The following is a 21,224-nucleotide window of genomic DNA, read 5'->3' on the forward strand; positions in this document are numbered from 1 at the left end:
ACAAGGAGGCGATCACTATGGATTTAATTACACGATTCGGCCTGGACCGGCAGCGCTTTAGCCAGTTCATTCTAGCCGCCATTATTTTATTCGGTTTGTTTTTGTACTCGGGCTTTCCCAGCCGCGAGGAACCTCAAATTATTATTCGCGTAGCCTCGGTAGTTGCGAACTTTGAGGGCATGTCGCCTTCACGAATGGAAAACCTCATCGTCAAACCCATCGAGAAGAAAATTAAAGAACTCGAAGAGGTTAAAGACATCACGGTGAGCATTCGCACTGGCGAAGCCATTATCAATGTCACCGTTCACGACCGCTATACCGATGTCGCGCCAATCTGGCAAAAGCTGCGCAACAAAATGAAAGACATTGCCGGCAGCTTGCCCGAAGGCACTCAGGGGCCATTCGTAAATGACGACTACGGCCGCGTAGCGCCCATTACCCTGGCACTGACTGGTAGTGATTACAGCCATGCCGAACTGCGCGAAGTTGCCCGCCGCCTGCAAGATGAGTTCAATGCATTACCCCTGGTAGCGCGCGTTAGCTTGCATGGTATTCAGGAAGAACGGATCTGGCTGAACTTCAATGAAGCCAAGCTGTTGCAGAACCAATTACAAAGCAGCCAAATCACCAATGAGCTGAAAAATCAAAACGTGATTCTACCGGCCGGCATTATTGAAGCCGATGGCGATCGCTTTGTGATTGAGCCAACAGGGACTTACCAAAGTGTCGAAGACATTAAAAACACTTTGGTGAAACTGCCCAACAGTGAGAGCATGGTGTACCTGCGCGATCTGGTTGATGTTGAACGCGGCTATCAGGACCCACCAGCATCACCGGTTACTTTTAATGGCCAGACCGCTGTAATCCTGGGTATCTCACAGATTCCAAATACTGCCATCGCCGAATTTGCGCGCCAGGTCGATCAATTGGCTGACCAGCAACGTCAATTGTTGCCCGTTGGTTTGGAATTAAAGCGTGTGAATTACCAACCTGCCGTGGTCGACAAACAAATCAATGAAGCACTGAGCAATCTCTTCCAAACCGTATTGGTGGTATTGGCAGTTGTGATGGTTTTCCTGGGCTTACGTCTCGGACTACTGGTGGGAAGCCTGGTGCCACTTACGATCTTACTCAGTTTAATTGGCATGAACGCCTGGGGTGTGGAACTTCAGATTGTATCCATCGCAGCCATTATTATTGCGCTGGGCTTATTGGTGGACAATGGCATTGTGATGGCAGAAGACATCAAACGTCGAATCGACGATGGCGAAACCATGTACGATGCTGCCGTTGATGCCGCCAAGAGTTTATCGATCCCCCTATTGAGTTCATCATTAACTACCATCCTGGCCTTTATGCCGTTGATGCTGGCCGACAACCAGGCCGGCGAATACATCAGCTCACTCAGTCAGGTGATTATCCTCGCCCTGCTGTCCTCATGGTTCCTGAGCATCTACGCATTGCCGATGTTGTATGCGAAATTTGTCGGCGATAAAAAAGCTGCCAAGCCTTCCGGGCTGGATGCGATGGTGAGTGGTATTGTGAGCCGTCTACAGGCTGGATACAGCGCCATACTCAAAGGCATATTGCAATTCCGTAAAGTCTTCCTGTTAGCAATGATCGGGTTGTTTGCACTGTCCGTATTTGCGATGGCGTTTATTCCGAAAGAGTTCTTCCCGCCAAGTTCCAGCAATCAGTTTGTGGTTTATCTGGATTTGCCGGCCGGCACGGATATTCGCAAAACCCAGGAAGTGACCCAGACCTTCAGTGACTGGCTAGCGGATAAAGAACAGAATCCGGAACTGGTTTCAGCAACCGCCTATATTGGCGATGGTGGCCCACGCTTTATTCAATCTTTGTCACCGCCCGATCCTGCACCGAATGCAGCTTTCTTTGTCGTAACCGCCAAAGAAGCCGATGGCATTGACGATATCGCTCGCCGCAGCCGCGACTTTGTGCTGACCCAATTGCCCGATGCGCGTGCGCGAATTGAAAAGCTCGGCGTAGGCGGCGGTGGTGGTAAAGGCCTGGCGTTGCGTTTGATCGGCCCGAACAAAGAAGTACTTCAGGATAAAGCCAATGAGTTAGTCGATAATCTGCGCCGCATTCCAGACATGAAAAGCATTCACAATGATTGGGAAAGCCCAGTGGCCAAAATCATTGTGAAAGTTGATCAGTCTCGCGCCCGCCGCGCGGGGCTGGACAGCAGCCTGATTGCCAATGCCCTGCAAGCTCACTTTTCCGGGATGGACGTCAGTGATTATCGCGAAGGCGATAAAGTGATTCCAATTCGCATGCGTGCCGATCAGGACAAACGCAGCAGCCTGGATTCCCTGCGCCAAATCACCATCATGTCACCCACCAACCAAAGCTTTGTGCCATTGTTGCAGGTGGTGGAAATTGACGCAGTGATTGAGCCCAGCCAGATTCGTCGACGCAATCTGGAACGCACCATTGAACTGAGCGCCAAGCATCAGATTTGGCCAGCGGCCACGTTACTGGAAAACATTCAACCGATGCTGGACAGTTTTGAGTTACCGCCTGGCCATCGTTTGGAACTGGCCGGTGACGTAGCGGACAGTGACAGCGCCAATGCGGCACTGTTTGAGTACATGCCCGCTTGTTTGATGGGTATTGTGATCTTACTGGTCTTGCAGTTTAACTCTGCCCGTCGCCCAGCAGTTATTCTGCTGACCATCCCACTGTGTTTGATCGGTGCCAGCTTTGGCTTGTTGATTACCGGTGAGAGCTTCGGCTTTATGTGTATGCTGGGCCTGTTCAGTCTGGCCGGAATTATTATTAACAACGGCATTGTCTTGATCGAACGGATAGAGGAGGAACGTGCCGAACGCGACTCCATTCTGGATTCTATTCAAGCCGCTTGTGAAGCTCGTATGCGTCCGATTCTGGTAACGACATGTACCACGGCTTTAGGTTTGATCCCACTGATTCTGTTTGGCGGAAGCCTGTGGAGCGGAATGGGTATCGTGATTGCCTTCGGTATTGTTGTCGGCAGTTTGTTAACTCTGGGATTTGTACCCGCACTGTACGCAGTATTGTTTAAAGCGGAATATAAATCTTAAGAACAACAATCAGACAAAACGAAGCAAAAAAAGGGCTCCAGATGAGCCCTTTTTTATTTACCGCCAATTCACTCTTAAAGTGAGGGTAAAGGTTGACCTGGTACCCACGGGGCGCCCAGGGATTGCAGCTCTTTTTCAAAGGCTGGAATGTCTTCACCGATCAATCTGTTCAACTCGGCTCGAACTTCAAGCAATTCTTCCTTAGCCATATCCAAACTGGATTGAATGGCCGGCGTTGGTCCGTAGGTGGACTTAAACGTACCGATTTGCGCGTGAAACAAACGATCATAAACGCTGACTGTGTCATTCCAGGCACCGATCTGGTTTTTCGCCGGATTACCATTCAAACGGGTATCCAGTGCCAACAGCTTCGAACGTAACGCTGCAAATCTTGCATCGTATTCACCCGGCGCTGTGGATGTGCGATCCAAAGACTGTTCGATCATATCCAGACGTTTTACCGCATCAGCCAATGCTTGACCCGTTGCGGTTGACAGGCGCTGAGCTTCGGCCAGAGCTTTCCAGAATGCGGCCACTTTGGCACCATCAATTTCTTTCAGAGCACCACGTTTGTGCATCTGAACAACCTCGAAAGACTGAGGTGCTTGCAACTCACTGACACGACCATCAACTTCCTTGCTCATGCTCACGGTGTATTTACCTGGAGCAACCAGGGGCCCTTGCGGCTCTGGCTCAAAGTAATTGCCCTGCAAGCCAATCGCCTGTTGCGCTGGCCAACGCAGATCCCAGGTCACACGCTGCACACCTTTTTTGGCTCCGCCCGCAATTTTGCGAATGACATTGCCTTGCTCATCGCGAATGGTAAACCACAGTGTTGGCTTTTGCTGTCGCTCTTCAGCCTTCAGCGCTTCCCAGGAAGGTAAGCTAACGGGCTTCTTGGCTTTCTTCAAAGACTTTTCTTTGGCCTGACGAGTTTCTTTCAGGCTCTTGAGATCGTCTTTTAAGTAGTATGTGAAAGTGGCGCCAAACTCCGGGTTGGGAGAACGGAAGATGTTTTCACCTTGAGAGCCAACGGCACCCACACCCAGAGGTGTTCTTTCGATATACCAAAGCGCATCTCGCGTCGGGAACAACAACGATTCCTGCTCCAGCTTTTTCTCAGACAGATTACGCAGAGCGCTGTAATCGTCGAGTACGAAAAAGCCTCGACCAAAACTGGCACCAACCAAATCATTTTCACGTCGTTGAATGGCCAGGTCACGGAAAGAAATGGTCGGCACATTACCCTTCAACTCTACCCACTTCTGACCACCATCAATGGTGAAGAACAAACCAAATTCAGTACCGGCAAAAAACAATTCTGGATCAACGTGATCCTGTACTACGCGCCATACCAGATGTTTGGCAGGCAAGTTGCCAGCCATGGACTTCCAGGATTTACCGCGATTGGTACTCTTCAACAGATAAGGCTTGTAATCGCCAAACTTATGATTGTCCAGAGCGATATACACAGTATCGGCATCAAACATATCGGCTTTGATGTCGTTTACGAAGGCTGTTTTTGGAACACCTGGCAAGCTGCCCACGTTGACTTTTTTCCAGGACTCACCACCGTTCTCACTGATCTGAATATGGCCGTCGTCGGTTCCGGCATACAGTAGACCTTCAACAACTGGCGATTCTGACAGGGAGGTAATGGTGCTGTATTGTGACATCGCGAACAGATCCCAAGCACCTTCCCAACCTTGCTTGGCACCCATAATAGGCTGCTCGATACGTCTCAGGTTTTTTGTGAGATCCCCTGAAATGGCTGTCCAGTTATCTCCACGATCTTCCGACTTCCACACGCGGTGCGAAGCAAAATACAAACGCGTCGGCTTATGAGGGCTCACCAGAATCGGCGCATCCCAGTTGTAACGCTCGGGTGATTCGCCTTTGCCCGGTTGCGGTTTAATGAAGACCATTTCTCCGGTCGTGCGGTCATAGCGCGTCAGGTTACCCTGCTGCCACTCAGCGTACACGATATCAGGGTTACCAGGCTCAGTGGCCGGCTGATGCCCGTCACCAAACAAAATAACTTCCCAATCGGAATTCAAAATACCGTGGGCACTGTCAGTTCGCGAAGGACCACCTTGGGAATTGTTATCCTGTGTACCGCCATAAATATTATAAAAAGGCGCATCGTCGTCGACGGCTACTTTATAGTATTGAGTGATCGGAAGATTGGCGTGATAACGCCAGTGAGCTCCCTTGTCGAAGCTCTCGTAGATACCACCGTCAGAACCTACCATCATGTAGTTCTTATCATCGGCGATAAATTCCATAGCGTGATTATCGCTGTGCTTATGCTCTTCCTTCATCGCAGTAAAGGTTTTACCGCCATCTTTTGATTCCTGCATGCGCACGCCTGCAAGATAAATGTGATCGAAGAAATGCGGGCTGGCGTAGAGCTCTTGGTAATAATGAGGGCCGGTACCGCCAGCAACCGCATCAGCACCTTTTACCCAGGATGCGCCACGATCCGCAGAACGATAAACCGCACCGGTGCGTCGTTTTAACTCAATAGCCGCATAAACCACATCGGGATCAATGGGAGAAATGGCCAAACCAATTTTGCCCATCTCTTCCTTGGGCAGACCCTGTTCCAGTTTCTGCCAGCTTTCACCGCCATCTGTGGATTTGTGCAGACCTGAACCCGGACCACCACCATAGTAGGCCGCCACTGTGCGATGGCGCTGCCAGGTTGCTGCGTACAATATCTCTGGGTTGCGGGGGTCGATAACCACATCGGTTACACCGACCCATTCATTGTCGCCGAGCACTTTTTTCCAGGACTTGCCGCCATCACTTGTCTTGAACAGACCACGTTCGCCACCTTTTTTCCACAGCGGCCCCTGGGCAGCAACCCAAAGAGTGTTTGGATCTTTCGGGTGAACAATAATTTCAGAAATATGGCCGGAGTTTTTCAGGCCCATATTCGTCCACTTGGCACCACCATTATGGCTCACGTAGATACCGTCACCGAAACTGATGTGACGACCGCCAACATTCTCACCACTGCCGACCCAAACGGTGTTGCTGTTGTTTGGATCAAGTACAACGGCACCGATCGAATACACCGGCTGCTCGTCAAAAATCGGCTTCCAGGTAACACCGGCGTTTTTGGTTTTCCAAACACCACCGGAACCCACGCCGACATACCAGACGCTGGTATCTTTGGGATCAATGGCGATATCGGCAATTCGTCCGGACATGAAGCCGGGGCCAATATTTCGGAGGGTTAAACCTTTAAAGGTCGCGCTGGAAAGTGGCGCATCGTCTTCCTTGGCCTTCTCTGCGAAGCCCGGCAAGCTGACAAGAGCACACATGGTGCCCAATAGCATGCCTTTCAAAGAGCGCGTAAGCCCTGAATTGTACATAGCGTATTCCTGCTTATTGTGTATTTTAGAGGGGAATATAAATGTTATAACATAACATTTTTCCCGAAGGTATTAGTATTTCCGAAAAAAGTGAAGGACAATGCGCCGAGTTGTTGCCTGTATGCGTCAGAGCCCGGCGACCGTCACAAAACGATGACAATAATAAAGGAGTTTTCATGATCGTTTTGCATCACCTGAATAAATCCCGTTCGAAGCGTATTATCTGGTTGCTGGAAGAACTGGGGGTCGAATACCGCATTGAAGCCTATCAGCGAGATGCCCAAAGCAATCTTGCGCCGGATCAATTAAAGGCCATCCACCCTCTGGGTAAGTCTCCGGTTGTTGAGCACAATGGACGCGTGATTGCCGAATCCGGCGCCATTACCGAATATCTGTGCCAGCGGTATCGCCCGGACATGATTCCCGCTACCGATAGCAAGCACTATATCGATTACCTACAATGGATGCATTTCGCAGAAAGCTCCGCCATCCTGCCCTTACTTTTAAAGATGTTTGTAGATAAAGACGGCGCCAAAATGAATATGCTGGATCAATACGCCCAGAACGAAGTTGCCAAAGTCATGGGCTTCTTTAACGACAATGCTGGCGCGCATTTTCTGGTGGACGATACACTGAGTGGCGCCGATATCATGATGAGTTTTATTGTGGACGCTCTGCACCGCAGTGGCGCACTTGCCTTCTTCCCCAACCTGCAAAGCTACTATGACTTTCTCGCCGGCCAGGCACTGTTCCAGAAAGCCGAAAGCATTGAAGCGGAATTGGATAAAACTGTTTAATTTACTCTGGGGAAGGCGTCGCCTTCCCACACCTTGAGCGTCTTCCTAATCGCCGTTTCCAAAATGGCCGCTACGCATATCATTGAGCAGCGAAACAACACCGTTGGCGATGTCGACATATTCCCACTCTTCAATAAAATGCCCCCGCTTGGGATACAAGGATATTCGATCTTCAAGTTGGGGAAGGTGCGCACACCACTGCTGTAATACCGAAGGCTTTGCCAGAACATCCCATTGGCCAAAGAAACCCAGAGCTGGAATTTTCCCGCCCCATAGTTTCGAGATTTTTCCCTGAATATTCTGATAAAATTTACTATTGTCTTGCTCCCCCACAAGAGGATCATGGTATTGATAACCGTAGCCCCATCGGTGGGTCTGCCGTGCATTTCGTCGAGAGCTTCTGCTGTTGATGTCGCTGTTAAACATATCGCGATAAAGCGTTTCCTGTTGATTTAATTTTCCGAACATCGCTCTTATCGAAAACCGGAAAGATTCCAAAGCAAATCCCGGTGAGCTGTATATGGGCCGGCAAACAATCATGGAACATAAATAGGGCCACAATTTATTGGGGAACCAGGCTGCCAATTTGTTCCAGGATAAAACCCCCGGAAACGGAAAATTGTCGTACACCCACTTCCCATCTCTGGCAATGGGAAAAACGGTGGTATTCATTATCAACAGTGCCTTCACCCGCTCGGCCTGATCGATCAAGGAACCAATACCGATGGCGCCGCCCCAATCATGAATCAACAGGCAAATATTGTTGAGATCCAGATGTTCAATAAGTTGTTGCAAGTTGTGGGCATGGTGGAAATCCACCATTTCAAAGCTGGCCTGATCGGAAAGACCAAAACCGATGTGGTCCATCGCAACCACTCTAACATTCACATCAGTCCGGTTTTGTAATTCGGCAATAGTCTTTGCGTAGGTGTAACTGCTTTCAGGGTTACCGTGAACGAACAGCAACGTTTTATCGGGCTCTTCGGTTCCCAAAGTCACATCGTAGTAAAACAACTTTTTGCCAGCATCCGGCCCTTTTTGCAGCGTCAGCCAGCGGGCATTTTGCTTACCTCCTGGCACGTAATCTTCCGGCCAATGCTTTAAGGGGGTGTTACCCGGCTCACGGCTCACTTTATACGAAACAGACATCAGCGCTTCCTCTTAAACAAACAGCTAAATGAGTCATCAGCAGTTTGAAAGAAGTGTCACAGAGAGGTGAGTTGATTTTGGGTCTATTTCGTGTCATTTTGAGCCACAAGGCGGAAAACTGATATGATTAGCGTTTATTATGCACGTTTGATAACGAGAGAACTGGAAATACTGGGTGTCGATCTTGAAGAGTTGTGGCACCACAGTGCTCTTTGCAAAGAACAATTGCAGAGTGAAGTTTATCTTGAGAATGATGAGTTTCGGGATTTCCTTAGCCTGGCATTGGCACTGAGCAAACGTCCCGAACTTGGTCTACTCTTCGGTCAATACGCCGATGCCTTTTCCGCAGGTTTTGCCGGGCTCGCCGCAATCAGCGCACCAAGCCTGCAAGATTGTTTGCAAACCTACGTCAGCTACAGCCGCATGTTTTCCTCAGCGATCCACCTTGAGCTTCACAGCAAGCAGCATAATGGGCAACACTATTTATGTGTTCAGGCCTACGAACTTGAGGACCTCGGCGATACACGCCAGACACAGCTTGAAGTGTTTATGCGCACTCTGCAAAACTCGGTGCAGGGCATTCTCGGCAGGCCGGTCTGTGATGGACACTATCGCTTCGCGACTCCCCCACCCGGCTACACCAACGAATACCCCAAGTATTTTGACAGCCCCTGTCACTTCAATGAAACGGTGACCGCTTTTGAAATTCCAGCACCGCTGGGATCTGTTCGCCCGGCGGCCTACAACCCCGAGCTGTGGCAAACCGCACTTGAGCAATGCAATCGGCAAAGTGACAAAGCCTCTTTAAAAGGACAAAGTGAATACACTCAGCGTGTCAGAGAGATTCTGCGCTGTAGCGGACCGCCTCTGCCCAAAGAAACTGATCTTGCTCAAGCTATGCACATGTCACGCCGAACCCTCAACCGAAAACTGGCCCAGGAAGGGTTTAGTTTCCGTATCATTCAGCAACAGGTCCAAATGGAATTGGTAAAGCAATATCTGTGCAACAGCGACCTCACCATTGATGCCATTGCCAGTTTATTCGGGTATCAAGAGCCTTCAAATTTCCGCAGAGCCATTCGTAGATTTTACAACAAAACACCCATGCAAATTCGAACAGGCCGCGAATGAGGATACTGGCCTCGCTATTTTAGCTCAGTGGTTTTGGACACTAATTTTGCCACCTAAGGGGGCTAGGCTTAGCATTCCAATAATTCTCCAAAACCGTGTAGGAATAATCTCCATGCTGGACGGACTATCATTAACAGTTTCCAGTTTGCTCAAACGATTCTGGAAATCCATCAGCGTAACCTGGTTACTGACTCTGCTGGAAACGGTCTTGATGACCTTGATCCCATTGTTTATTGGCTTTGCCATTGATGGCCTGCTGGAAGATCGCTATGAAGATTTCATCAAACTCATTTCCGTCATGGGGGCTCTTTTGGTAATAGGCGTCGGCCGAAGAGTTTACGATACTCGAGTGTTCGGAACGATTCGGGTGGAACTGGGCAAAACCCTGGCAGGCCGTTCGAACAAGCTGGCCACGTCTGTTGTGAACGCTCGTATTGGCATGGGAAGAGAATTGGTCGACTTTTTGGAACATCAAGCCCCCGAGCTAATGACCTCCATTGTTCAACTGATTATCTCTGTGGTGGTGCTCTATACCTTCCATCCGGCTCTGGCTTTTGCCGCACTGGGAACCGTTGTCGTCATGTTGGTCTTATACAGCTTATTTCACAAACATTTTTATCGTTTGAATTCCGCGTACAACCATCAGGAAGAAAAACAGGTGGACACTCTGGAAACCCGCAAGCCGGAACGCATTTCTCATCACTTGTTGCGCCTGCGAAAGCTGGAGGTCAATCTTTCGGATACCGAGTCACTCGTTTATGGTTTGATCTTTTTACTGTTACTCAGCTTTGTCTCGTTCAATCTATGGTTTGCCGCAAGTCATGTTCAAGTGACGGTGGGTAATATTTTTTCAGTGATCAGTTATTCCTGGAGCTTTGTCGAAGCAGCCCTGATCTTGCCCGTCACGCTGCAAGGCTGGTCTCGACTGAGCGAGATCATGACGCGTATCAATTCTGAAATAAATACAAAACAAGCCCTGAAATAGTGCACCTGAAATCAGAATGCACTAGCGCTCATTGAACAACAAGCGATTGGAAAAGGGATCGATCACCGTCAGACTTCTATCGCCCCAGGGCGCCGTTTCAATTTCTGGTTTGCAGTACTTATTATTTTTTTCCTGCAACTCGGAAAACAGCATGTCGACATCGTCGCAATGAATAAACGTTTTAGCACCCGGCGAGCAATCGCCCGAATGCTCACTCAGATGCAAGACCAGATTCTGCTTTGAGACCTGCATATAGACTGGGTAATTCGCTTCAAAACGATGCTCCCAATCCAGATTCATACCAAGAAAATCCAGATAAAAAGCCTTGGCTTTTTCTTCATCAAAAATCCTGAGGACAGGAATCGTTTGATAGTTCATCAATCTTCACCAGAAACAAAAAAGGGGCAGAACCGTATCGACTCTACCCCTTATCATTAGAAAAGCAAACTCTAGGCCGGCAGTGCTCTCATTTCAAAGAGTGCATCCAGGAAAGCCTGACGGCGGGCACGCATGGCGCGACGAGCTACTTCCATCTCCGCTTTCAGCAGGTCCAGTTTTTTGCGAAATTCAATCTTCGGCAAGCTGGCTGTTTTGAGTTGCACTTTAAGCTGCACCTTTCTCTGCCTGAACTGCTCAAAACGTTGGGCCGCTTCCAGCCATTCTGCTTTTAAGGCTTCCAGCTTGTCTTCCCAGGCTTGCCAACGTGCCTTCTTGGTTTGGGATTGAGCATGAATCAATTTGCGACGCGCGAGAATTTCAGCCTCCTGGCGCTTGTTTGCCCGATGAAGACCTTTTACCAACCCAACCGCTCGCAAGCCCAAAATGACGTAGCGAGTCGGGTCCAGCAACCAGCCACTGACACCGAAACCATTACGATAGTCGCGAGCAAAATCGTGGTGATCAGCATGGTGATTACCTTCACCCAATGGGCCAAGCCAAACATAATTGTTCACAGCCGAGCTAAAGGCACCGGAGGTAAAGCCCCACATATGGGTCACGCTGTTCACTGTCCAGGTGTTGTGCTGCGCCAATACAAAACCGGCAATACCCGCCATCATCATGCACAGCATGCCAACGAAACCCGCCAGATATAAACCCAGTGCCATAGGCAAAAGGAAATTCAGGATAACCAAAAGCGGAATATAGAGCTTTTCCTGCCAAACCAGCGCCGGGTGGTTTTTGCTCTCATAAGCACGACGAATCATGTCGTCTTCCGGGTGCTTGAAATAGTAGGTCAACATATGGGACCACACGAAGTTGCGCCAGGCCTGTGGAAACCAGGTTGCGCTGTAGGGGTCACGGTGATGTTGGCCGTTGCGATCGACACCATGGTGAATAATATGCATCGCCGCCCAGCGACGCACCGGCCCCTGAACCGCCATTACCTGGCCGATAAAACCGAACAAAATATGGACAGGCCAGCTCACCATTTTCGCTGCTCCATGGGCAATCAAACGATGGCTGTATACCGTGGTTGCCAAGCTGCCGATCAAGGCATGCAGGATGGTCCAGGCCAGCATCCAGCGCCATAAACCCTCTGGTGCATAGATATAGGCAATAGGCGTTGCAATCAGTGTCAGTACATGGGTAATGCTGAGAAAGCTGGCGGTAACCCAATCAATTTTGAAGCCTTCTTTAAAGACATCACGGAAACGACTGTAAATCGGGGCGGGTCGTTGCTGGGATCCAGGCTGCGACATAATAAACCTTAGTTACTACTATCTACTGAGTAAAATCGAAGTATAAACCATTTAAAAGTAGAAGCCCGCAGAATAAGACAAGATTGCCTTTATATCCGTTAATATTAATAGAAGGTCGGATTCACCCGCACGCCCGACGGTAGCCCGATGCCCAAATTCATGCTTTGATTCCCTTCCGATTCAAGCTCTCGCGTGGCAATTACGCCTCCAGCCTGTAAAATAGCGCCCGACTTTAAACCAAGCGAAAAAGCACTATGAGCGAGCATAAACAGGATCAGGAAACGACTCACTTTGGCTATGAAACGGTCAATAAAGGCGAGAAGGCCGGTCGTGTTGCTGATGTATTCCACTCGGTAGCGGCCAAATATGACCTGATGAATGATGTCATGTCGGGCGGTGTTCACCGCCTGTGGAAGCGTTTTACCATCGAGCTTTCCGGTGTTCGCAAGGGCCAGAAGGTGCTGGACATTGCTGGCGGCACCGGAGACCTGACCCTGAAATTCAGCCGTTTGGTCGGCCCGGAAGGTCAGGTGATTCTGGCGGATATCAACGATTCCATGCTGAAAGTCGGTCGCGATAAGCTGATCGACAAAGGCGTTGCCGGCAATGTTCAGGTATCCCAGGCCGATGCCCAATACCTGCCGTTCGCAGACAACACCTTCGACTGCATCACCATCGCCTTTGGCCTGCGCAATGTGACCGATAAAGATCTGGCCCTGCGCTCCATGCTGCGTGTGTTGAAACCCGGTGGCCGCTTGCTGGTTCTGGAATTTTCCAAGCCCGCCAATCCTCTGCTGGAAAAGGCCTACGACGCCTACTCTTTCGCTTTCCTCCCGACAATGGGCCGCCTGATCACTAACGATGCCGACAGTTATCGTTATCTGGCTGAATCGATTCGTATGCACCCGGACCAAGACACCCTGAAAGACATGATGGCGAACGCCGGCTTTGCGGCCTGCGAATATCACAACATGACCGGTGGTATCGTGGCGCTGCACAAGGGCATTAAGCCCTGATAACTGAAGAGCCAATCATGGACCCCACCCTCAGCACAGCGGCTTTTGCCAGTCTGGAGCGCATGATCAACAGCGCCCTGAACTACGATCCCGCCAGTCAGCAGCGTTTACGACAACTGGGCAACAAAACCTTGCAGGTTTGCTGCCAGTCCCCGACGATCACGGCTTTTGTCGTGCTTGAAGAGGGCCAGGTTCAGCTGCGTCAGCACTTTGAAGGGACCATCGACTGCCAGCTCAAGGGCAGCGCGATGGCGATCGCACAGCTTGGCCTATCCGGTCAACACAGTCTTGCCAACAGCGGCGTGCAGGTCTTTGGCAGCACCGGTCTATTGGTCGACCTGCAGTCGATCGCCAGCGATCTGGATATTGATTGGGAAGAGCCCCTGAGCCAGCTTATGGGCGACATCGCCGGCCCCAGTCTGGCTGGATTGATACGCAAAGGGTTTGGCTTTTGGCGCGAGCGCGAATCCGCTGTTTGGCAGCGCAGCGGCGAAGCCCTGAGCGAAGAACTGCACGCAACACCTCACCCGTTTGAACTGGACGATTTTCACCAGGCCGTCGACAACTTGCGCGATGGCAGCGCCCGTTTGGAAGCGAAAGCCACCAAACTCAAGCAAAGCCTGGATGCCGCCATTATCGCGGCCAAGCAAGGAAACCAACCCGAATGATGGCATTTTTTCGCCTCCTGAAGATAATTCGCGTGGCCGCTCGCTATCGCCTCGACCTGCTGCTGGATTCGCATCAGCAACCCTGGTGGCTGCGCTGCACCAAACCTCTGCTCCTGCTGTTTCCCAAAGGCGATCTGAACCGGGGCCAACGGCTGCGCCATGCCCTGGAAGAACTGGGCCCGATCTTCGTCAAATTTGGCCAACTTCTGTCAACTCGCCCGGATCTGGTGCCCGTTGATATTGTGCGCGAGCTCAATCACCTCCAGGACAACGTTGCGCCCTTTAACGAGCAAGAATTCCAAGCCATCGTCGAACGCGCACTGGGTCAACCGGTAGAGGAACTGTTTGCTGAATTTTCCCCTGAGCCACTCGCTTCGGCATCGGTGGCCCAGGTACATACCGCGACCCTGAAAAGCGGCGAGGACGTCGTTGTTAAAGCGGTGCGCCCAGGTATCGAAAATACCATCGCCGGAGACATTGCCCTGCTGTTTCGCCTGGCCCACTTGGTGGAGCGCTTTAGCCAGGACGGTCGCCGCCTGCGCCCCGTAGAGGTGGTTGAGGATTACCAGCACACCATTTTGAATGAGTTGAACTTGCAGATGGAGGCGGCCAACGCCTGCCAGCTGCGCCGCAATTTCGACAACTCCCCCCTGCTCTATATACCCAAAGTGCACTGGGAATTCTGTCGCCAGAACGTGATGGTCATGGAGCGTATCTACGGTATTCCGGTCACTGACATTGAGCAGCTTGAAGCCCAGAATACCGACATGAAGCGCCTGGCCGAGCGCGGTGTCGATATCTTTTTCCGCCAGGTGTTTGAAGACAACTTCTTCCATGCCGACATGCATCCGGGCAATATTTTTGTTTCGCGCAGCAACCCCAAGCAACCTCAATACATCGCCGTGGACATGGCGATTGTGGGCAGCCTCAACCGGGAAGATCAGTACTATCTGGCGCGCAATATGCTGGCCATTTTCCGCCGGGACTATCGCCAGGTTGCCGAGTTGCACGTGCAGTGTGGCTGGGTACCCGCCGACACCCCGATCGGGGAATTCGAGAACGCTATCCGCAGTGTTTGCGAACCCATCTTTGAAAAGCCGCTGGCGGAAATTTCCTTTGGTCAGGTGTTGATCCAGCTATTCCAAACCGCGCGCCGTTTCGACATGCAGGTGCAACCACAACTGGTGTTGCTGCAAAAAACCCTGCTCAATATCGAGGGTCTGGGCCGCCAGCTCTACCCCGAACTGGATTTATGGAGCACCGCTCACCCCTATCTGGAGCGCTGGCTGAAAGATCGTTTTGCCCCGAAGGAGCTGTGGCGACAATTCAAACGCTACGCCCCGGAATGGATGGAGAAGTTTCCCGAGATCCCCGAGCTGATTTACGAAAACCTGGAGCGTCAACGCCTGCGCCCGGCCGTGACAGAAGCTGCAAAAGTGGCAGAGCCCAAGACACACAAGGGCGGCTACCTGTGGCCTATCATGGGAACCGCCTGCCTGCTGATGGCCGTCGGCCCTGCGATGGTAAGCTGGTCATATCAGTCAATGTTTCTCGGGGTCATTGGCTTGGCCCTGCTTTGGCCGCGCGGACGTTAACACTTCAATACCCCGAGCAACTTTAGCCGGGGCAGGTGCTATGCGATAATGCAGCACAGGCAGTATATAGGTTAAGCAATGAACGATTGGCTAAACGACGTAAAGTGGGACAGTGATGGCCTGGTGCCCGCGATTGCCCAGGACAGCAAAAGCGGTCGCATTCTGATGATGGCCTGGATGAACAGAGAATCCCTGGCACTGACCGTCGAGCGAAATGAAGCGGTGTACTATTCCCGCTCCCGCAAGAAACTCTGGCATAAAGGTGAGAGTTCCGGCCATACCCAAAAGCTTGAGGAAATTCGTTTGGACTGCGATGGCGATATGATTGTCATGCAAGTTCAGCAAATCGGTGGTATAGCTTGTCACACTGGTCGCGAATCCTGCCTTTACCGCCGTTTTGAAAATGGTCAGTGGCAAGAGGTCGATCCGGTTTTAAAAGACCCGAGCGATATCTACAAAAGCTGATTGAAAACAGATTGCTGAAAGCAACATAAGAATCGCCAAGCAAAGAGCGCAATAGCACCATGGCAAACGACGTATTAACACAACTGTGCAAAATTCTGGAAGAGCGTAAGCAAGCTGCTGATCCGAACAGTTCCTATGTAGCGAGCCTGCATCACAAAGGGCTCAATAAAATTTTGGAAAAAGTTGGCGAAGAAGCCGTCGAAACGGTGCTGGCCGCCAAGGACGCCCAAAGCAGCGGTGACAATCGCGATGTTATCTACGAAACCGCCGACTTGTGGTTTCACTCACTGGTGATGCTCAGCCATCTGGGCGAAGACGCCAGTGCCGTTATCAATGAATTAGAGCGCCGCTTTGATCTTTCCGGTTTGGAAGAAAAAGCCGCGCGTAATAACAGTTAAGCAGCAAAGCACACAGATCGCTGCACGATCTTTAGAATGAGGAAGTTATTATGGGTTTAGGTGGAATTAGTATTTGGCAGCTGTTGATCATTCTGGTGATCGTACTGTTGTTGTTCGGAACAAAGCGCCTGAAAAACCTTGGCGGTGATTTAGGTGGCGCCATTAAAGGCTTTAAGAAAGCCATGAGCGACGAAGACAAAGCCGACAACAAAGACCCGGAAGAAGCTCCCAAGGCTGTTGAACAAAACAACGGCGAAACCGTAGACGCTGAAAAAACAGAAACCGAAAAAGCCGATAAGTAACGTCTATGTTTGATATTGGCTTTTTTGAACTGCTACTGATTGCGGTTGTCGGCCTGGTGGTAATCGGGCCCGAGCGCTTGCCGGGCACCCTGCGCAAACTGGCATTGTACTGGGGCCGCATTAAGCGGAGCATCAGTGATACACGCCAGGAAATTGAGCAGCAGATCGGCGCCGATGACATTCGCCGTCAATTGCACAATGAAGAGGTCATGCAACGACTGGAACGTGCCGAAGCTGAGCTGAATAAAAGTCTCGACCTCAACGAGACCGGCAGCCCGTCACATCAGGAAAGTGATGCCAACACTCCTTCCGGGCAAACGCCCGTTTCTGAAAACGCCGACGATTCAAACAGCACACAGCCAGAGAACAGCAAAACACCATCATGAGCGAACCCAATGAGCATCAAGATGTTGAACAACCTCTAGTTCAACATCTTATCGAGTTACGCGACCGCCTTCTGCGCTGCATTTTGATTGTGCTGCTGGTATTTGCCGGGCTGTTTTATTTTGCCAACGACATCTACACCTTCGTTGCCGCCCCACTGCAAAAGTTTTTGCCAGAGGGCGCTGGCATGATTGCTACGGAAGTAGCCGCGCCGTTTCTGACGCCATTTAAGCTGACCTTGTTCGTTTCCATCTTTGTCTCTATGCCCTTCCTGATTTATCAGGTCTGGCAGTTTATTGCTCCAGCCATGTACAAAGAAGAACGTCGCTTGGCCCTGCCTATTTTCGCATCCAGCGTTGTACTGTTTTATGCTGGCATCGCTTTTGCCTACTATGTGGTGTTTCCATTAGTATTTGGCTTTTTCACCTCAGTTGCACCTGAGGGCGTTTCGGTCATGACCGATATGGGCAGCTATCTGGATTTTATCCTTAAGCTGTTTTTTGCTTTCGGCTTGGCATTTGAGATTCCCATCGCCACCTTTATTTTGATTTCTGCTGGCGTTAGCACACCCGAAAGCCTTGCCGAAAAACGCCCGTATATTATTGTGGGCTGTTTTATTCTGGGTATGCTTCTGACACCACCCGATGTTATTTCTCAGCTGTTGCTGGCCTTACCGATGTGGCTGTTGTTTGAGGTAGGGATCATCATGGGTAAAACCCTGGTTCGCCCCCAAACTGAAACCTGAGCCTTGAGATTGAAACACCACAGAAACAGGGCAAGATCATCTTGCCCTTTTTGATTCACACTTCCAATAAAAACGTTACCGGCCCATCATTGCAAAGGCTCACTTTCATATCGGCGCCGAACTGGCCCGTGGCAACGCGCCCACTGTGTTTTTCCCTCAGGCACTCCACAAAGTAATCGTACAGTTCTTCCGCTTCAGAGGGGGGCTTGGCCGTTGAAAACCCGGGGCGCAGCCCTTTTTTGGTTTCTGCCGCCAGTGTAAATTGGGATATGGCCAGAACACCGCCCTCGATATCACTCACGCTTAAATTCATACGTTCTTCAGCATCAGAGAAAATTCGATACTTCAGCAATTTATCGAGCAACTTGTCGGCCTGCTCCTGGGTGTCATTCTTCTCGATACCCAGCAACAACAGAATGCCCTGTTCAATCGCTCCAACTTCTTCGCCACCAATGACTACATCGGCATGGCTTACCCTTTGAATTAAACCTTTCACAATCTTCCTTACTAAAAAGGCAGCCGATAAAGGCTGCCTCTGAATTATGTTTTTGCCAGACACCGCATTGTGCGGTTTATTTTTAAAAGATCAACACCACCCGCAAACTATGCCCCGCGATGAAAATCCCCTTTAAAACGTTCGGCCATTTCTTCAGTAGCGCGAACCAACGCATCTGTAATGCTGGGCTCACTGGAGGCGTGCCCGGCGTCGCGAATAATATGCAACTCAGAATCCGGCAAGGCATTGTACAGACTCACCGCATTGTCCAATGGGCAGACCATATCATAACGCCCATGCACGATGGTGGTCGGAATTCCAGCCAGCTTGTCAGCGTGGTCGATAATCTGGTTTTGCTCGATAAAAGCTTCGTTTACAAAGTAGTGGGCTTCAATGCGAGCCATGGCCAGTGCCACATGAGGGTCCGAAAAATGCGCTTCTTTATCAGCACTTGGACGCAATGTGGAACAGCGCCCTTCCCACAGTGACCAGTGTTTGGCGGCATTCATTTTGGCCAGCTCATCGCTGCCGGTCAGACGACGATAATAAGCAGAAATCATATTCTCACGTTCAGCCTCTGGAATGATCTCCTCATAATCCTGCCAGTAATCCGGGAAGATATGATGAGCACCTTCCTGATAGAACCACTGAAGATCGCGGTCCCGACACAGGAAAATACCTCGCAAAATCATTCCCATGACTCTATCAGCATGGGCCTGGGCATACAGCAGGCTCAGGGTAGAGCCCCAGGAACCACCAAAAAGCACCCATTGTTCTACATCTAGACGCTCTCGAATCTGCTCGATATCATCAATCAGTTTTTGGGTGTTGTTGGCTTCCAGTTCGGCATGGGGCAGAGACCGGCCCGCACCACGCTGGTCGAAGAGAATGATTCGGTACATTTCCGGATCGAAGAAACAGCGATCCTTGGTGCTACAGCCGCCACCCGGGCCTCCGTGAATAAACAGAACCGGTATCCCCTCAGGGTTTCCGCATTCTTCCACATACAGCTGATGACCATCCGAAACGGATAAATAAAACGTCTTGTAAGGCTTGATGGAAGGATAGAGCATCAACATAGGTACAAGCACTCCTGGCGTTATGAAAGACAACAGGCTAAAGCGAGCCTCAGGAACATTATAGAAGTTATTCTCCTGACAGTTTTGCAAGCATATCAAAGAAACGGCTCTTGCCCTAAAAAGCCATGTCCTTATGATATGCAGGTCAATAAGGAGATCATTCATGCCGAGCAAAAAAGCCCCCTGCCGCTGCCCCTGGCTGGACACCAGCAAAGAAGATTACGTGCGTTACCACGATGAAGAGTGGGGAGTGCCCGTTTACGACGATAAGGTCATGTTCGAGTTCCTGATACTGGAATCCGCCCAGGCCGGCCTCAGCTGGTATACCGTGCTCCAGCGTCGGGAAGGCTACCGCAAAGCCTTTGCGAATTTTAATGCCAAAAAGGTTGCCAAGTTTGATCAAACCAAGGTGGATGAACTGGTTCAAAACCCCGCCATCATTCGCCACCGGGGGAAAATCGAAGCCGCGATCGGCAATGCCAGAGTATTTCTGGAAATCCAAAAGGAATTTGGCAGCTTCAGCGACTATATGTGGGGCTATGTGAATCACAAACCCATTAAAAACAAGATCGCGAAAATGGAAGACTACCCGGCGACCACCGACCTCTCGGACGCCATCAGCAAAGACTTGAAAAAGCGGGGCTTTAAATTCTTTGGTTCGACCATTTGCTACGCCCATATGCAGGCCTGTGGCCTGGTGAATGATCACAGCCAGGACTGTTTTCGCCGCACCCAGGTAAACAAACTGGCGCGCTAAAGACCCCGCTCAACAGTTCTGATACCATGGCCTGCTTTGCGTCAAATTCAGCAGGTTTTTTTACCATGATTCGTTCTGGAACTTCGGCATTTTGGGCTCTGGTGATGGTCAACATCATTTGGGGCGCCGGCTTTGTGGTTATCGACAAAGCCATCGATATTGTGGCCGTCAATACTTTTAACACCCTTCGCTTTGGCCTGGCAGCTTTGTGCCTGTTACCACTGTGGTGGGCTTCCAAAGAGCGAGCAAACTTCAGCGGCCACGGCCCGGTGTTGAAAGTTGGCTTTGGTCTTGGCCTGCTGCTGTTTCTGGGCTTCAGCACCCAGACCCAGGGCATGCTGTACACCAGCGTGTCCAATGCCGGATTTATTACCGGCCTCTGTGTACCGCTAACGCCGGTAATTGCCTTCTTACTGTTTCGCAAACATGTCGATAAAGCGGTATGGATCAGCGTAGCGTTGGCCACGGCCGGGCTCTATATGTTGACCGTGGGTGACAAGCTGGAATTTAACAGCGGCGATATTCTTATCACCATTTGCGCCATTTGTTTTGCTTCCCATATCTGTTTTACCGATCGATATGCCGATCGCTATCCAGTTGTTCTGCTCAGCGTTTATCAGCTGGCGGCGGTCGGGGTGTACAGCGCCATCGCTGCAGTTTTTGGTATCGGAGAAACCAGAGACTATCCGCCGCTGATGGAACAGCTGACCAATAACATTGTGATTCAAGCGGTGCTCTACTCCGCGATTTTGGGCAGCGCTTTTGCTTACTGGGCACAGACTTCAAGCCAGCGTTTGCTGGAGCCCCACAAAGTGGCTCTGGTGTTTGCCCTGGAACCGATCTTTGCCCATCTGTTCGCCTATATTTTTCTGGACGAACACCTTGGATTCAAAGGCTGGATTGGTGCAGGCCTGATTATCAGTGCCATGCTGTACGCCGAATTAGGCGGCCGTCGCAAAGCAAAAATGCAGCCGCTGGACCAAACCAGCAGCCCAAGCTTGGATTAACGGTTTTCAAAAATCCGTTAAATTCGGCAGGCACAAAAAAACCGATGCAGGTAACTGCATCGGTTTTTTTATACTCAGTCGCCTGAG

The 21,224-nt window shown here is 50.6% G+C and carries 20 protein-coding genes; 14 read left to right on the forward strand and 6 right to left on the reverse strand.

The window, feature by feature from the left end; genetic code table 11:
* Positions 1-17 precede the first annotated feature (17 nt).
* Entirely contained in the window at positions 18-3,083 is a 3,066-nt protein-coding gene (locus G8768_RS00545) for an efflux RND transporter permease subunit (protein ID WP_166853037.1), read from the forward strand.
* 74 nt (positions 3,084-3,157) lie between these two features.
* Here the strand turns inward: G8768_RS00545 and G8768_RS00550 are convergent, their stop codons facing one another.
* Positions 3,158-6,463: a VPS10 domain-containing protein gene (locus G8768_RS00550; RefSeq protein ID WP_166853034.1), complete on the reverse strand. Its 3,306-nt coding sequence runs from the start codon at positions 6,461-6,463 to the stop codon at positions 3,158-3,160.
* Between the two features lie 176 nt (positions 6,464-6,639).
* On the opposite strand from G8768_RS00550, the gene G8768_RS00555 reads away from it, so the two are divergent.
* Positions 6,640-7,260 (forward strand): glutathione S-transferase family protein, encoded by a 621-nt coding sequence (locus tag G8768_RS00555; protein ID WP_166853031.1) that lies wholly within the window; start codon positions 6,640-6,642, stop codon positions 7,258-7,260.
* Positions 7,261-7,305: 45 nt separating this feature from the next.
* Here the strand turns inward: G8768_RS00555 and G8768_RS00560 are convergent, their stop codons facing one another.
* On the reverse strand, positions 7,306-8,409 hold the full coding sequence (locus tag G8768_RS00560) for an alpha/beta fold hydrolase (RefSeq protein WP_166853027.1): 1,104 nt from the start codon (positions 8,407-8,409) through the stop codon (positions 7,306-7,308).
* Between the two features lie 123 nt (positions 8,410-8,532).
* Between G8768_RS00560 and G8768_RS00565 the strand changes: the two genes are divergently transcribed.
* The gene (locus G8768_RS00565; protein ID WP_166853024.1) at positions 8,533-9,540 is read left to right on the forward strand and encodes an AraC family transcriptional regulator; all 1,008 of its coding nucleotides are present in this window, start codon (positions 8,533-8,535) and stop codon (positions 9,538-9,540) included.
* A gap of 112 nt (positions 9,541-9,652) precedes the next feature.
* On the forward strand, positions 9,653-10,525 hold the full coding sequence (locus G8768_RS00570; protein WP_166853021.1) for an ABC transporter six-transmembrane domain-containing protein: 873 nt from the start codon (positions 9,653-9,655) through the stop codon (positions 10,523-10,525).
* 21 nt (positions 10,526-10,546) lie between these two features.
* Here G8768_RS00570 and G8768_RS00575 read toward each other — a convergent pair whose 3' ends face one another.
* Positions 10,547-10,903 carry a glyoxalase superfamily protein gene (locus G8768_RS00575; RefSeq protein WP_166853018.1) on the reverse strand — a complete coding sequence of 119 codons (357 nt, stop codon included), beginning with the start codon at positions 10,901-10,903 and terminating at the stop codon, positions 10,547-10,549.
* Between the two features lie 71 nt (positions 10,904-10,974).
* The gene (locus tag G8768_RS00580) at positions 10,975-12,225 is read right to left on the reverse strand and encodes a hypothetical protein (protein ID WP_166853015.1); all 1,251 of its coding nucleotides are present in this window, start codon (positions 12,223-12,225) and stop codon (positions 10,975-10,977) included.
* A gap of 254 nt (positions 12,226-12,479) precedes the next feature.
* Between G8768_RS00580 and ubiE the strand changes: the two genes are divergently transcribed.
* From ubiE to tatC, 8 genes are all read left to right on the forward strand, one after another.
* Positions 12,480-13,241, forward strand: coding sequence for a bifunctional demethylmenaquinone methyltransferase/2-methoxy-6-polyprenyl-1,4-benzoquinol methylase UbiE (gene ubiE, locus G8768_RS00585; RefSeq protein WP_166853012.1), 762 nt, complete (start codon positions 12,480-12,482; stop codon positions 13,239-13,241).
* Between the two features lie 17 nt (positions 13,242-13,258).
* The gene (locus G8768_RS00590) at positions 13,259-13,909 is read left to right on the forward strand and encodes a ubiquinone biosynthesis accessory factor UbiJ (RefSeq protein WP_166853009.1); all 651 of its coding nucleotides are present in this window, start codon (positions 13,259-13,261) and stop codon (positions 13,907-13,909) included.
* On the forward strand, positions 13,906-15,504 hold the full coding sequence (ubiB, locus tag G8768_RS00595; protein WP_166853006.1) for a ubiquinone biosynthesis regulatory protein kinase UbiB: 1,599 nt from the start codon (positions 13,906-13,908) through the stop codon (positions 15,502-15,504). Before G8768_RS00590 ends, ubiB begins: the two co-directional genes overlap by 4 nt.
* Before the next feature lie 78 nt (positions 15,505-15,582).
* Positions 15,583-15,969, forward strand: coding sequence for a phosphoribosyl-AMP cyclohydrolase (gene hisI / locus G8768_RS00600; protein WP_166853003.1), 387 nt, complete (start codon positions 15,583-15,585; stop codon positions 15,967-15,969).
* A 59-nt stretch (positions 15,970-16,028) separates the two neighbouring features.
* Positions 16,029-16,367 carry a phosphoribosyl-ATP diphosphatase gene (locus G8768_RS00605; RefSeq protein WP_166853000.1) on the forward strand — a complete coding sequence of 113 codons (339 nt, stop codon included), beginning with the start codon at positions 16,029-16,031 and terminating at the stop codon, positions 16,365-16,367.
* A 50-nt stretch (positions 16,368-16,417) separates the two neighbouring features.
* Entirely contained in the window at positions 16,418-16,669 is a 252-nt protein-coding gene (gene tatA / locus G8768_RS00610) for a Sec-independent protein translocase subunit TatA (RefSeq protein ID WP_166852997.1), read from the forward strand.
* A gap of 5 nt (positions 16,670-16,674) precedes the next feature.
* The gene (tatB, locus tag G8768_RS00615) at positions 16,675-17,055 is read left to right on the forward strand and encodes a Sec-independent protein translocase protein TatB (protein WP_166852994.1); all 381 of its coding nucleotides are present in this window, start codon (positions 16,675-16,677) and stop codon (positions 17,053-17,055) included.
* On the forward strand, positions 17,052-17,798 hold the full coding sequence (gene tatC, locus G8768_RS00620; RefSeq protein WP_166852990.1) for a twin-arginine translocase subunit TatC: 747 nt from the start codon (positions 17,052-17,054) through the stop codon (positions 17,796-17,798). Before tatB ends, tatC begins: the two co-directional genes overlap by 4 nt.
* A 55-nt stretch (positions 17,799-17,853) precedes the next feature.
* On the opposite strand, the gene dtd is transcribed toward tatC, so the two are convergent.
* Together dtd and pip are read right to left on the reverse strand one after the other, a co-directional pair.
* Entirely contained in the window at positions 17,854-18,294 is a 441-nt protein-coding gene (gene dtd, locus G8768_RS00625) for a D-aminoacyl-tRNA deacylase (RefSeq protein WP_166852986.1), read from the reverse strand.
* Between the two features lie 107 nt (positions 18,295-18,401).
* On the reverse strand, positions 18,402-19,373 hold the full coding sequence (pip, locus tag G8768_RS00630; RefSeq protein ID WP_166852983.1) for a prolyl aminopeptidase: 972 nt from the start codon (positions 19,371-19,373) through the stop codon (positions 18,402-18,404).
* Between the two features lie 163 nt (positions 19,374-19,536).
* Between pip and G8768_RS00635 the strand changes: the two genes are divergently transcribed.
* Entirely contained in the window at positions 19,537-20,130 is a 594-nt protein-coding gene (locus G8768_RS00635) for a DNA-3-methyladenine glycosylase I (RefSeq protein ID WP_166852980.1), read from the forward strand.
* Positions 20,131-20,195: 65 nt separating this feature from the next.
* The gene (locus G8768_RS00640) at positions 20,196-21,137 is read left to right on the forward strand and encodes a DMT family transporter (RefSeq protein WP_166852977.1); all 942 of its coding nucleotides are present in this window, start codon (positions 20,196-20,198) and stop codon (positions 21,135-21,137) included.
* Positions 21,138-21,224: the final 87 nt, after the last annotated feature.

The organism is Pseudoteredinibacter isoporae (genome assembly GCF_011602085.1).
Taxonomy (GTDB): domain Bacteria; phylum Pseudomonadota; class Gammaproteobacteria; order Pseudomonadales; family Cellvibrionaceae; genus Pseudoteredinibacter; species Pseudoteredinibacter isoporae.